We start from the raw sequence: 13366 nt of genomic DNA, 5'->3' as shown, positions 1-13366 counted from the left end.
AGATGGCGGCTCCTTTGCTCAGGATCGACAATCTGACGGTTCGCTTCCCGAACACTGAGCCGGTCAGCCGGCTGAGCTTCGAGGTCGGTGAGGGCGAGACGCTGGCGATCGTTGGTGAATCAGGCTCCGGCAAGTCGCTGACCGCGCTCGCCCTGATGCAGCTTCTCCCGCGCTCGGCGAAAATACCCAATGGCCGGATCGAATTCGCCGGCAAGGACCTGCTCGGTCTCGACCAGAAGGCTATGCGGAACCTGCGCGGACGCGAGATCGCCATGATCTTCCAGGAGCCGATGACGTCGCTCAATCCGGTGCTGACCATCGGCCGGCAGATCACCGAGGTGCTGACGCTGCACGAAGGCATACGCGGCAAGGCAGCGCGGAACCGTGCCATCGAACTTCTCAATCTGGTTCGCATTCCCGATCCGCAGCGGCGCATCGACGACTATCCGCACCAGCTTTCCGGCGGCATGCGCCAGCGCGTCATGATTGCCATCGCCGTTGCCTGCCGACCGCGCCTGCTGATTGCCGACGAACCGACGACGGCGCTCGACGTGACCATCCAGGCGCAGGTGCTCGACCTGCTCGATACGCTACGCCGCGAACTGTCGATGGCTGTCGTGCTCATCACCCATGATCTTGGTGTCGTCGCACAATGGGCCGACAAGGTCGTCGTCATGTATGCCGGCCGCAAGGTTGAACAGGCGCTGCCGGACGCACTGTTCAGAACACCTCTTCACCCCTATACGCGCGGCCTGCTGGCCGCTTCGCCAAGGCTGAAGACCAATCTCCACTACCGCGACGCCAGGCTGACCGAGATTCCCGGCAGCATCGTCTCGGCCGCCGTCGAGAAGGGCTGCCCGTTCCGCCCGCGCTGCACGGTGGCGCGCGACAGCTGCGCCCATTTCGTGCCCGCCCTCGTCGAGGTGAGCGAGGATCGTCTAGTCGCCTGCCCCTACAGCTTCATTCCGGAGGTTGCGCATGGCGCTGCTCTCGGTCTCTGACCTTTCCACCCATTTCCACGCCCAGGGCGGCACGCTGCGTGCCGTCGATGGCGTATCCCTCGAAGTCGGACGCGGCGAGACGGTTGGTCTCGTCGGCGAAAGCGGTTGCGGAAAATCGACGCTAGGCAAGACCATCATGCGGCTGGTCGACCCGACTAGCGGCAGGATCGAGTTCAACGGCACCGACATCACCGTTCTCGACGCGCGCCGGCTGAAGGCGGCGCGCCGTAATATTCAGATGATCTTCCAGGATCCGTTCGCATCGCTTAATCCGCGCCACACGATCGGCGACATCCTGACAGCACCACTGAAGGTCCATGGCATCGGCAACACGGCCGAGCGGCGCACCATCGTCGAGGACATCATCGAGCGTGTCGGTCTGCCGAGGGATTCGCTTGGCCGCTACCCGCATGAATTTTCCGGCGGGCAACGCCAGCGCATCGGCATCGCCCGGGCGCTGATCCTCAATCCGGAACTGGTTGTATGCGACGAGCCGGTATCGGCGCTCGACCTTTCGATCCAGGCGCAGATTCTGAACCTGTTGGTCGACATGAAACGTCAGCTCGGCCTGTCCTATCTCTTCATTTCGCACGATCTATCAGTCGTCCGCTATTTCGCCGACCGGGTGCTGGTCATGTATCTCGGCCGCATCGTCGAAAGCGCCGACAATTCGACGCTGTGGACCTCGCCCCAGCATCCCTACACGCGCGCGCTGATGGATGCCGTGCCGGACCCGTCGCGGCGCCGCCAGGCCGCGCCGATCCATGGCGATCTGCCGAGCCCGCAGAACATCCCGAACGGTTGCCGCTTTCACACGCGCTGCCCGCTGGCGACGGATCTATGCCGTTCGCAGGAGCCGGCATTCCGGGCGATCTCGCCCGGACACCACGTCGCCTGCCACTACGCCGAACCAACCCTCAATTGAAAGTTCAACGGAGCAGAAAAATGTCCGATTACCGCTATCTTGGCCGCAGCGCCCTGAAGGTTTCGCCGCTCAGCCTGGGCACGATGATGTTCGGCGGGCCGACCGAGGAGACGGTCGCGCATCGCATCATCGACAAGGCGCGCGAGCAAGGCATCAACTTCATTGACACCGCCGACGTCTACCACAACGGCAAGTCCGAGGAAGTCGTCGGTCGCGGCATCAAGGCGACGCGCGATCATTGGGTCGTGGCGACTAAGTTCGTCAACTCGCATGACAAGGGGGCTAATCTCGGCGGCCATTCGCGCAAATGGGTGATCCAGACGGTCGAGAACAGCCTGCGGCGCCTGGGAACAGACTATATCGACCTGTTCTACTTCCACCGCGCCGTCTTCGATGCGCCGCTGGAAGAGCCGGTGCGGGTGATCGCCGACCTGATCCGCCAGGGCAAGCTGCGCTATTTCGGCGTCTCCAACTTTCGTGGCTGGCGCATCGCCGAAGTCGCGCATCTGGCCGATGAACTCGGCATCGACCGGCCGGTGGCCAGCCAGCCGCTCTACAACATCGTCAACCGCACCGCCGAGGCCGAACAGCTGCCGGCGGCCGCCTATTACGGTCTTGGCGTCGTCTCCTACAGCCCGCTGGCGCGCGGCGTGCTGACCGGCAAATACGAGCCGAACCAGGCGCCTGCCGCCGACACGCGGGCCGGCCGTGGCGACAAGCGCATCGCCGAGACCGAGTGGCGCCCGGAATCGATTGAGATCGCCAGGCAGATCGCGGCGCACGCAAAGTCACGCGGCGTCTCGGCCGCCGATTTCGCGCTGGCCTGGGTGTTGAACAACCGGCTGATCACGGCGGCGATCGCCGGCCCGCGCACCGAGGAACAGTGGGACAGCTATGCGAAGGCGCTGGACTTCAGGCTGAGCGCCGAGGACGAGGCCTTTGTCGACCGCCTCGTCACCGCCGGCCATGCCTCAACGCATGGGTTCAATGATCCGAGCCATCCGGTCGAAGGCCGCGTGCCGCGTTCGGAGCCGGCCGCGCCGATCCCGCTGACACGGCCTCTGCGCGCCGCCTGACGGTCGCCGACGAAATGGCGGGGCCGGCGCCCCGCCCCCGTTTCCAATTGCTTTGGACAGATGAGAGAGCCCATGAATTTCCACGTCGAACGGCTGCGCCAGAACATCGTCGTGCTTTCGGGCAACACCCACAGGCCGTCGAAGTCGCGGACGCTGGCGCATCATCTCGGCGAGGCGCTGCGCGAAAGATTGTCTGTCACAGTAAATTTCCTCGATCTTGTCGATGCCGGCCGTGGTCTGGGTGCTGCGTTTACTCGAAAGGAATTGACGCCGGAGGCGCTGAATGTGGTAAACGCGGTCGAACAGGCCGACGCGCTGATCGTCACGACGCCGGTCTACAACGGCTCCTATGCTGGCCTGTTCAAGCATCTGTTCGACCTCATCGATCCACTGGCGCTCGTCGACCGGCCGGTCCTGATCGGCGCGACGGGTGGTGGCCAGCGCCACGCGCTGGTAGTCGAACATCAGCTTCGCCCGCTGTTTGGCTTTTACTCCGCCCTGACGGTGCCGAGCGCCGTCTATGGCAGTGACAGCGACTTTGCCGACGGCAAGCTCGTAGATTCGCTGGTTCTGGCGCGGGCCGGGCAGGCCGTGGATCAATTCGTTGCCCTGCTTTCACCGCGCCAGCCGAAGAGCCAACCGGTCCGGGCGGCTTCGGCCTGACGGATATCGGGTTCGAGCAGGTGCCGGATGCCTTGGACGGCCAAATAAGCAGAACGTTCGGTGTTTTGGCCGACATCGGCGACGGAACCATACGGAACGATACGGGAAGATTTCTGATTTTGGCCCACGAAAAAGTCAATGAAATCAAGCTTTTGATGCATCCTCCGGGCCCACCATTGTTATTATTTATCAATGACTTAGGGGTGTGTTTTGGTTCGGGTAGCCAAGTAATAACTGGCGAACCGCCGTCCATAGCGTTTGATTTTATTGACTTATGGTGGGCCTCCGGAGGCCGCAGATGTGTTGCCAACCGCCGGTGGAGTGTCAGGATCGTTTATCAAGTGCTTGAACGACGCCGGCAGGGTGTTTGGAATGGAAATCCGCGCATAGCCCCGTCGCAATCAACCTCGAACTACTGTCTGGATGCTACATCGGCCATCGCCGCACCCCACCCTGCGGCGATCTCGTAGCCCATGCGTGAGAAGCCGAATTCGCGATCGAATGTGTTCGGCGCTTTGACACGCCAGTTCTTCATGACCTCGCCCGGGAGGCCGCCAGCAGCGGTGCCGTCCAAGTCACGCTCGCCGGCGCGGAGTTCACGACGGCGATCATTTGGCGTAGCTGGGAACAGGCCGGCGACGTCAGGCAAGCCCGTCCGGCTGCAGCTAGGAAGTTAATCGCGACCCACGGCGGACCGCTCCGTACGCGCGCGCGGCGTACGGCAAGCTGCTAGCCTCAATCTCCGGATGAGATCAGAGTCGCTCAGACCGGGTCTTCAGGATCTGGTACAGCACGTTTCGGATGCGCTGCCAAACGGTTAGCCGGTTGATCACGCCTTCGCCTCCTGTTCATCGCAGATGAATGGGCTGCGGTTCAGATGATCTGTGCCGCCAGCGCCACGCCGACCAACGACGTGCCGACCCCTGCCGTGCGGATGGCTCGCGGCCAGCGCCGAAGTGTTAGGGCGGCTAACGCGCCGGTCGCGTGAAGAGCCGAAGTAGCGACCACGAAGCCGACCGCATAAGCGATGCCGCTGGCCGTCTCGGGAATTTCGAGGCCATGGGCATTGCCGTGGAAGAGGGCGAAGAGAGCAGTCAGCGAGGCGGCCACAGCGAGCGGAAGCGGCTTGGCAAGCGCCATCATGGCGCCGAAGACCACCAGCGATAGCGTTATGCCGGTTTCCAGTGAGGGCAGGCCGATGCCGGCGATACCGAGCAGGGCGCCAGCGAGCATCGCCGAGACAAAGCACGACGGCACGATGATGATCCCCTTGCCGCCGGCGCGAGCGGCAATGATGCCGACAGCCATCATGGCAAGCAGGTGGTCCATACCGGTCAGCGGGTGCTGAAGGCCGTCTACAAACCCGTGGGCATGAAATCCGCCGCTATGGGCGAAGGCCAATGAGGGGATGAGGGTTGTGGCGGCTGCCAGGGCGAGTCTGCCGAAGAATGAAAGCGTTCTGTTCATGGTTCTGGACCTGTTTGATAGGGGTGCGATCGGTTCAAGGCCGGTGCTCATTGTCCGGCCCCTGGCATGGTGAATTGTGCGGCGCCGGACCTGTCGGCCAGAAGTCGCGCCTCGCCGAAGTCAAGGGGCGTTTGTGCCTTGCCGTCATGGTAGACGAAGGCCAGGCGGCGCCGGCGCGACGTCAGTTTCGCGGGCAGCGGGTGATAGGTGACGCCAGCGCCGCCGATCATCGGCATGACGGCGCCGACATCGACCATGTCCTGCGTCTCGACGCGCAGGAGATGCAGCCGCATGCCGTCGGCGGTTTCGCCGACGAAGGGAATTCCGGCGAGGCGCAGGAAACTGGAGGGGTCGGGCGCCCGCGAAAACCCTTCGAGAAACGCGATCTCGACGAGATCGAGATCCGTCGCCGGCGCGTCGGCGGGTTCGGGCGCATGGTCGTGCGGTAGATGCGGTGTCTGCCATTGCAACGGCTTGCCGGCCGGCCCGTTGTGGCCGACGGGGTGGGGATGGTGATGATGACCGTTCGGCCCGTGATGGTGACCGTCGCCATGGTCATGGCTGTGGTGGTGATGATCATCGGGCATGGTCAAAAGCTCGTCGGCTTGTCGATGATGGATTTGTGCTTGCCGAGATTGCCGTGCGCGACCATCGAGCCGAGCGCCTCGACGACAACCCGCACGCCAAACAGCGCCGTGATGTCTGACGTGTCGTAGGGCGGCGACACCTCGACCACTTCCAGTCCGCAGATGCCGGGCGCCGACACTAGCCCGAGCAGCTTCAGTGCCTCGCGCGGCAGGAAGCCACCGGGCTCCGGCCAGCCAGTACCAGGCACGAAACCGCAATCGATGCTGTCGACATCGAAGGAGATGTATACGGCGTCGGTGCCCTTCCATGCGAGTTCGAGCGCGATCTCCGCCGCCTTCTCCAGCCCCATCTGTTCGATATCGGAAATCGTCAGCACGTTGGTGCCGCGCTTCCGCGCCTCGGCGACGCCGTAGCGCGGCACCTGCCAGCCGCCGATACCGAGCTGCACCAGATTGCTGGCCGAGACGTTCGGCAGGTTGGTCGCCCAATACCAGGGCGTCGTGTGCATACGTTCGTCGAGATCCTTTTCCTGGATGTCGATGTGGCGGTCGAAATGGATGATGCCGATTCGCTTGGAGGTCACGTCGGCGATGCCGCGCACGCACGGAAATCCTATCGAATGGTCGCCGCCGAGCATGATCGGCAGCGCCCCGGAAGAGGCGACATGGCTGACGCCCTTGGTGATCTGGTCGAAGCTCTTTTCGAGATTGGCGGGGATGGTGAAGACGTCGCCGGCGTCGCAAAGCGTCATCTGCTCGCGCAGGTCGACACCGAGCTCATAATTGTAAGGCGTGTAGAGCGCCGAGATGCGGCGCATGCCTTGCGGCCCGAAGCGGGTTCCGGGCCGGTAAGTGGTGCCGCTGTCGAAAGGAATGCCCATGACGGCAGCGTCATATCTGCCGACATCGCGGACGTTTTCGACATAGGGCGCCTTGAGGAAGGTGTTGATGCCGGCGAAATGCGGCAACTCGCCTCGCGCGAATGTCGGGATCGACTTGTCGATGATCGAATCCGATCCGGGCAGGCCCATGTCGAGTGCCCATTTCTGTTCCTTGCGCCAGCCATCCTCGGGCAGCTTTCCTTCCGCCTCGATCGACTTCCAGCCCTGCATGTCGCGGATCTCGAAGTTCGGATGGTGGAAGCGTTGGCGTGGCTGGTGGTCGGTGAGCCCGGCGCGACGATGCCGGCGTTCTGGACTATCTCTGTGCATGAAACCTCCTTCACGACGCCGTCGTCGCGATTGCGCTATCCAGTCGGGTCGTCCCGACCATCGCGGCCACTTCGGCCACGTCTCGTGCGGAAGCCCGGTGCTTGCGGTCGAGCTTCAGATCGTAGGTGATCGTCGCGCCATAGGCGGACGGGAACTGGGGGTCGTGGCGCACCTTGTCGAAGACCAGCACGCGGGTGCCGAGCTTGAATGCCTCGCCGATATCGTGGGTGACCATGACCACGGTCATGCCGTGCTCGGTCCAGAGCTCGGTGAGCAGCTCATGCATCTCGATGCGAATACCGGGATCGAGTGCGCCGAACGGCTCGTCGAGAAGCAGGATCTGCGGCCGGCCGAGCAAGGTCTGCGCGATCGCCAGCCGCTGCTGCATGCCGCCAGAAAGCGTGGCCGGATAGAGGTCGCGCGCATGGCCAAGCCCGACCCGTTCCAGCATGGTTTCGGCTTCTTGCCTGGCGCTTTTGCGCCTGGCGCCGAAGACGCGGCCGAACGGTCCGCCCGAACGGAAGTCCTCGACCAGCAGCAAGTTCTGGAGCGCGGTCAGATGCGGAAACACGGAATAGCGCTGGAAGACGATGCCGCGCTGCGGCGTCGGTTCCGGCACGATCGGCTGGTCGCCGACGATGACCACGCCGCCACTTTGCTGTTCCTGGCCAAGCAGGATGCGCAGGAACGTCGATTTTCCACAACCGCTGGCGCCAACCAGCGACAGGAATTCACCCGCTTCGGCGGAGACGTTGACCCGTTCCAGCACGCGGGCGTCGCCGTAGCTCTTCTCCAGCCTATGGACGAGGATCCGGCTCATCTGGTCCGCACCGGATGCGCCCAAGGCGAGATGATGTGAGAGAGCCGCACGAGCAGCCAGTCGGTCATTACCGCAAGCAGCGTGATCCAGGCGACGTAAGGCAGGATGACGTCCATCGATAGGTAGCGACGAACGAGGAAGATGCGGTAGCCGAGCCCCTCGGTGGAGGCGATGGCTTCTGCCGCGATCAGGAACAGCCAGGCCGGCCCAAGCGCCAGCCGTACGCAAGTGATGAGGCGCGGCATGACCTGTGGCAGCACCAGCCTGAGCACCATGGTCCAGCTGTTGCCGCCGAGCGTCTGTGCCTTGGCGACGAGCTCCGGCGGCAATTCCATCACCCGGTTGGCGATGTCGCGCACCATGACCGGTGTGACGCCGAGAGCGATCAAGGTGATCTTGGCCGTTTCGCCGAGGCCGAGCGCAATGAACAGGATCGGCAGCAGCGCCAGTGGCGGGATGACGCAGACAACTGTGACCAAGGGCAGTAGAAAGGCCCTGACGCGCGGGATGAAACCTATGGCGACGCCAAGGCTGAGCGCCACCAGCGTGGCCATGCCGACTCCGGCGAACAGTCTGATCAGGCTGGCATAGGTGTCGGCCCACAGGATCAGGTCGCCGGAGCGCTTGTCCGGCACTGTCGCCAGGTCTGAAAAGGCCGACCACATCTGTGCAGGGGAGGGCAGCAGCTTGTCGCTGGGATTGACCGCCAGCCTTTGCGACGAAGCGAAGAGATAGGCAATCGCCACGGCGGCAAACGGAAGCGTCCCAAGCAGCAACGCTCCGCCGCGGGAGACCGTCGCGTTGATGATGCGAAGCCGCCCTTTCGGCCTGCTAAGTTGCAGGCGCGCGACTTCGGGGCCTGCTGCGGCCTGCATGATGCCGGTTCCTCTGGCTAGCATGTCGCGCTCCCGCGTCAGAGCGTTCCGCCCGCCGCCTCTGCCATAAAGGCCGGATCGAAGCGCAGCTTGACGTTGTTGACATCGCCCAGCGTCGAGCCGTCGGAGAAGCTCATGCCGATCACGTCGACGCTCGGCGCGTTGGTACCAAGAATGCCGTGGCTGAACAGGAAGTTGCGCACCAGATCCATGGTCTTCGGCAGTTCGGCGCCGTTGGTGAATGCGACCGCCTTGGCCGGCTCGAAGAACATCGCCGTTGATGCAAGCTGAGCGTCGAAACCGGCAAGATCCGTCCCCGACGCCTTGGCCATCTCTTCCTTGGCCGCCTTGCCTTCGGGCGTGCCCGACGTCATCAGCGCCATGGCTTCATACCATGCACCGACAAGCGCCTTGCCCAAGGCCGGATTGTCCTTCAGCGTCGCGGTGTTGACGACCATCATGTCGATGATCTCGCCGGGGATCTCAGTCGAATCGAATACCTTGTGGGCGCCCGGCATGGCAGCGATTTCCGAGACCAGCGGATTCCAGGTGACGACGGAGGTGACGTCACTGGTGCCGTAGGCAGCGACCATGTCGGCATCGGAGGTGTTCACCACCGTAATGTCCTTTTCGGCCAACCCCACCGTCTCCAGCGCGCGCGCAAGTAGGTAATGTGAGACGGAGAGCTCGACGAGATTGACCTTCTGGCCGGCAATATCCTTGAGCGCGGTCTTGTTCTTGAGGATGACCGCGTCGTTGCCGTTGGAGAAATCGCCGACGATCAAGGCCGTCGTGTCGACACCGCCGCCGGCCGGGATCGAAAGCGCATCCATGTTGGTCATCGAACAGCCGTCAAAGCCGCCGGCCGTGTACTGGTTGATGCTCTCGACATAGTCGTTGATGCGGGTGATCTCGACATTGATGCCGTATTTGTCGGCCCACTTCTTCATGATGCCGCTGTCGGAAAGATAGCCCCACGGCATCCAGCCGACATAGATCGACCAGCAAATCTTGAAGTCTTTCTTGGGCGCCGCTTGCGCGGCTGAGATGAAGGGGAGGCTGAGTGATGCGGCTAGGATGATTGTGGCCAGTTTGCGAAGCATTACATACCCCTGTTTGCGATCCGGATTGCGTCCGAACGTCTGTTTGGGGGGTTCACGGAGCGCGCATCCGGGAGAGGTTCGCGCCAGCAAACCCGTGCAGGGTTCTCCCGGGATTTTGGCCCGCCGTGTTCCGCCAGATGCCTCAATGCATCTCAAGCGGTCGCGTCTCTTGGACCAGCACCGTGATCGACACGGCCGGAACCCTAGACGCTCTGCACGTGAATAACGAAGCAAGGGGCGTGCCAGTCCGGAAAGCCGTCCTGAGGCGGCCTTTCCCCGGATTTGCAGGCAATCGCGTTATGCTGATGCCACAAAAGTCATCGCAACGCCGACGGATTAGGCAAGGAAAATCTAGCGTCAACCAATATGAGCAGGCTTGTGCCCTGGGGACCTCCGCTGATCGCACCCTGCTCTATGGTCGCCCACACATACATGCCCAATAGGGACACGTTCGGGAAGGGCGTGAGCGCGCGGCGGATCCGGATGCCAATTGGCGCCGACCCAGGTGACGAGTGCGCCCGATCGTGCAAGGGCAATTCGTGAAATAAGCGCGACCGCAATGATGCTAGGCAAGCCCGATCGCGTGTCCGGAGGCAGTTGTGAAAGTTGCGATCATCGGACCAGGCTCGCTCGGGAAGGCCTTGGCGAAATGTCTTGGCCTCGCCGGGCACGAAATTCGCCTCAGCTTCAGTCGTGACGAAGGCAAGTTGCGCGCAATTGCGGCAACCCTCCGTGTTGGCTTCGGTGCCCCTGACGAAGTAGCGAGATGGGCCGACGTAATTGCCCTGGCGACGCCATGGCCGGCTCTCGAGCTGGCGATGGACGCGCTTGGCGATTTGTCGGGCAAGATCGTCTGGGACAATACCAATGCAGTCGCGCCTGACCTTTCCACGATGCTGCTAGGCACTACTACGTCTGTAGGCGAGGAGGTTCAGAGGCGCGCGCGGGGCGCCCTTGTCGTCAAGTGCATTCCGACCTTTGCCGAATTGCTTGACAGGGATGATCCGCGTCTCAACGGCGATCCGGTGACGAGCTATGTCGCCGGCAATGACGCAGATGCCAAGGCGGCGGTTTGCCGGCTTCTCGCCGATCTGCCGACAATGCCGGTCGATGTCGGCGATCTCACGGCCTCGCGCCTGATCGAGCCGATGATGCTGCTATTGGTCCAGCTCGCCTATCGGCGCGGGATGGGGCCGACAATTTCCTTCAATCTCATTCGACAGGACGGAACCGGTTCATGACTGATTATCTACCCGCGCGGCGCAAGGCGATTCCAGTAGGACGTCTGCTGATCGATGGCCAATGGCGCGATGCCGTCAGCGGCGAGACTTCGACGACTTTTGATCCGACCACGGACGCGGCGATCACCGATATTGCGAAGGCGGACGTCACCGACACGAGCGATGCCGTCGCGGCCGCGCAGCGGGCTTTCGAGCAAGGACCCTGGGCGCGGATGCATCATGAGGAGCGCGCTAAAATCCTGTTTCGCATCGCCGATCTAATGGACGAGCGGGCCGAGGATTTCGCGGTGCGCGAGGCGATGGATATGGGTATGCCCTATCGCGATTTCCGCGATATCATCATGCCGCACTGCTCAGGACTGTTCCGCTTTCATGGCGGGCTCGCCATGAGCGCGATGGACGGCGCCTACCGCACCAGCTACGAACCAAATATCAGGATCCTGACGCGGCGCGAGCCGCTCGGCGTGGTCGCTGCGATCACCCCGTTCAATTTTCCCCTCGCGCTGTCCTGTTCGAAAATCGCGCCGGCACTCGCGGCGGGTAACACGGTCGTTCACAAGCCTGCGACCGACACGCCCCTGACGGCCCTCGCCTTGGCGCAAGTGATCCTCGACGCGGGCGTGCCGCCAGGCGTTTACAATCTCGTAACCGGCCCGGGCGGCACCATCGGCGACGCGCTGGTCAACGATGCCCGCGTCGACAAGATCGCCTTTACCGGGTCGACCACCGTCGGCCAGGGCATCATGCGTAACGGTGTCGGGACGATGAAACACCTGACCATGGAGCTCGGCGGCAAGAGTCCCAATATCGTTTTCGCCGATGCCGATATCGATGCCGCGATGCAGGCAGCCTTCCGGGGCATCTTCTGGAACAAGGGCGAAGTCTGCGTCGCCGGATTGCGCCTGCTGGTTGAACACGCCTGCTATGACGAGGTCGTCGAGAAGCTGAGCGCCATGGCGTCGTCGGCGACGCTCGGCGATCCGCTGGACCCTGCGACGATGATCGGGCCGATCGCATCGCGGGGCGAGTATGACAAGGTCTTGAGCTATGTCGAAGAGGGCAAGCGCACCGCGCGACTGGCCGCGGGCGGCGGCACCCGCCAGGTGAACGGCAAGGGCCTCTTCATCGAGCCGACCATCTTCGCCGATGCGCCCAACGACCTAAGGATATCGCGCGAAGAGATTTTCGGCCCTGTCTTGCCAGTGATTCCATTCGACAGCGAGGAGGACGCGATCCGGATCGCCAACGATACGAGCTACGGGCTCGCCTCGGGCATCCAGACCAGCGATCTCGGCCGCGCCTTGCGGCTCGCCGACCGGATCAAGGCAGGCACGGTCTGGCTGAACTGCTGGCACAAGTACCATCCTAATGCGCCGTTCGGAGGTTTCAAGATGAGCGGCTATGGCCGTGAGCAGGGCCGCGAGGCGTGGGAAAGCTACACCCAATACAAGACGATTTGGGCGAATCTTGGCGAACCAGTCGAGATGGCCCGATGAGCGTGCGCGATTCCAACCCACTCGACCCGCTGCGTCCAAAGCGCGTCGCGATGGTCCTTTCAAACCCGGCTGTGTCAACCACCACAGGCTGGCCGGTCGGGTTTTGGTGGAGCGAGTTAACTCATCCCTGGCTCGCCTTCACCGAGCGCGGATACGAAGTCGCGATCTTCTCGCCTGAGGGCGGCAAATGCGAGGCGGATGCGTTGAGCGACCCGCGCGATCCGTCCGGCTATTCGGATAGGGATCTGATCTCGCTCGGTTTCCTGTCGACGCCGAAACTGGCGGCGCTGGTGGAGACGACCCGGCCCATCGCAGAGCTGTCGGTCGACGCGTTCGACGCGATCGTCGTCGCTGGCGGCCAGGCGCCGATGTTCACCTTCGAAGGCGCAACTGAGCTGCAGCGGCTGTTCGTCAACTTTTTCGCGGCCGGCAAGGTCGCGGCCGCCTTGTGTCATGGCGTCGCGCTGCTGCGCTACGCGCGCCTCTCAACCGGCGAGCTGCTGGCCAAAGGGCGCACTGTTACGGGGTTCGCCAATGTCGAGGAGGACTTCGCCGACAATGCCGTCTGGGAGATGGGCGCGCTGCCGCACGGTACGCATCTGATGCCATGGCGGATCGAGGATGAGATGCGTGCGCTCGGCGCGAACTATATTCAGGCCGGGCTGTGGCGCGATTTTGCCGTGCGCGACGGCAATTTGATCACCGGCCAGCAGAACTTCTCCGGAGCGGCGACCGCCCGTCTTGTCATCGAGGCGCTCGGTGGCTGAGGATCAAAGACCGCTCCTGTCGGTGAAGTTCGGGAGACAAACTCGCCGTCAGGGCGGGCGATGCCAAACGACATCGGCCCAGTAGGATCCGGGGTCCGTCCAAGAACTCCACCTCAAACAACCACTATCAGCAG

Annotated in this window: 14 protein-coding genes and 1 riboswitch; of the genes, 7 read left to right on the top strand and 7 right to left on the bottom strand. The window is 63.1% G+C overall.

The window, feature by feature from the left end; genetic code table 11:
- Positions 1-2 precede the first annotated feature (2 nt).
- The 4 genes from NKJ55_RS09745 (at position 3) to msuE (ending at position 3665) form a co-directional block, all read left to right on the top strand.
- Positions 3-1001, top strand: coding sequence for an ABC transporter ATP-binding protein (locus NKJ55_RS09745; protein WP_352449706.1), 999 nt, complete (start codon positions 3-5; stop codon positions 999-1001).
- A complete protein-coding gene (locus NKJ55_RS09740; protein ID WP_352449705.1) occupies positions 979-1926 on the top strand; it encodes an ABC transporter ATP-binding protein in 948 nt (315 codons plus the stop codon). The genes NKJ55_RS09745 and NKJ55_RS09740 overlap by 23 nt, the downstream gene beginning before the upstream one ends.
- Positions 1927-1946: 20 nt before the next feature.
- Complete coding sequence (locus NKJ55_RS09735; protein WP_352449704.1) at positions 1947-3002, top strand: aldo/keto reductase; 1056 nt, start codon at positions 1947-1949, stop codon at positions 3000-3002.
- A gap of 72 nt (positions 3003-3074) precedes the next feature.
- Positions 3075-3665: an FMN reductase gene (gene msuE, locus NKJ55_RS09730; RefSeq protein WP_352449703.1), complete on the top strand. Its 591-nt coding sequence runs from the start codon at positions 3075-3077 to the stop codon at positions 3663-3665.
- A 412-nt stretch (positions 3666-4077) separates the two neighbouring features.
- Here msuE and NKJ55_RS09725 read toward each other — a convergent pair whose 3' ends face one another.
- From NKJ55_RS09725 to NKJ55_RS09695, 7 genes are all read right to left on the bottom strand, one after another.
- Entirely contained in the window at positions 4078-4200 is a 123-nt protein-coding gene (locus NKJ55_RS09725; protein ID WP_352449789.1) for a hypothetical protein, read from the bottom strand.
- A 338-nt stretch (positions 4201-4538) separates the two neighbouring features.
- Positions 4539-5132, bottom strand: a complete 594-nt coding sequence (locus tag NKJ55_RS09720) for a HupE/UreJ family protein (protein ID WP_352449702.1) — start codon at positions 5130-5132, stop codon at positions 4539-4541.
- 47 nt (positions 5133-5179) lie between these two features.
- Positions 5180-5719 carry a hypothetical protein gene (locus tag NKJ55_RS09715; protein ID WP_352449701.1) on the bottom strand — a complete coding sequence of 180 codons (540 nt, stop codon included), beginning with the start codon at positions 5717-5719 and terminating at the stop codon, positions 5180-5182.
- Positions 5720-5721: 2 nt separating this feature from the next.
- Positions 5722-6930, bottom strand: a complete 1209-nt coding sequence (locus NKJ55_RS09710) for an agmatinase family protein (protein WP_352449700.1) — start codon at positions 6928-6930, stop codon at positions 5722-5724.
- Between the two features lie 10 nt (positions 6931-6940).
- On the bottom strand, positions 6941-7750 hold the full coding sequence (locus NKJ55_RS09705; RefSeq protein WP_352449699.1) for an ATP-binding cassette domain-containing protein: 810 nt from the start codon (positions 7748-7750) through the stop codon (positions 6941-6943).
- Entirely contained in the window at positions 7747-8625 is an 879-nt protein-coding gene (locus NKJ55_RS09700; RefSeq protein ID WP_352449784.1) for an ABC transporter permease, read from the bottom strand. The genes NKJ55_RS09705 and NKJ55_RS09700 overlap by 4 nt, the downstream gene beginning before the upstream one ends.
- 38 nt (positions 8626-8663) lie before the next feature.
- A complete protein-coding gene (locus NKJ55_RS09695; protein WP_352449698.1) occupies positions 8664-9728 on the bottom strand; it encodes a putative urea ABC transporter substrate-binding protein in 1065 nt (354 codons plus the stop codon).
- 102 nt (positions 9729-9830) lie between these two features.
- Positions 9831-9946, bottom strand: a riboswitch (guanidine-I (ykkC/yxkD leader).
- Positions 9947-10327: 381 nt separating this feature from the next.
- Here NKJ55_RS09695 and NKJ55_RS09690 point away from each other — a divergent pair.
- The 3 genes from NKJ55_RS09690 to NKJ55_RS09680 are packed head-to-tail and all read left to right on the top strand — an operon-like array spanning position 10328 to position 13232.
- The gene (locus NKJ55_RS09690; RefSeq protein WP_352449697.1) at positions 10328-10969 is read left to right on the top strand and encodes an NADPH-dependent F420 reductase; all 642 of its coding nucleotides are present in this window, start codon (positions 10328-10330) and stop codon (positions 10967-10969) included.
- Positions 10966-12465, top strand: coding sequence for an aldehyde dehydrogenase family protein (locus NKJ55_RS09685; RefSeq protein WP_352449696.1), 1500 nt, complete (start codon positions 10966-10968; stop codon positions 12463-12465). The genes NKJ55_RS09690 and NKJ55_RS09685 overlap by 4 nt, the downstream gene beginning before the upstream one ends.
- Positions 12462-13232, top strand: coding sequence for a type 1 glutamine amidotransferase domain-containing protein (locus NKJ55_RS09680; RefSeq protein ID WP_352449695.1), 771 nt, complete (start codon positions 12462-12464; stop codon positions 13230-13232). Before NKJ55_RS09685 ends, NKJ55_RS09680 begins: the two co-directional genes overlap by 4 nt.
- Positions 13233-13366: the final 134 nt, after the last annotated feature.

It is taken from the genome of Mesorhizobium sp. M0106 (assembly GCF_040322715.1).
Lineage (GTDB): Bacteria > Pseudomonadota > Alphaproteobacteria > Rhizobiales > Rhizobiaceae > Mesorhizobium.
Note: the sequence above shows the minus strand (reverse complement) of the source record. Positions and strands in the feature narration are given on the sequence as shown.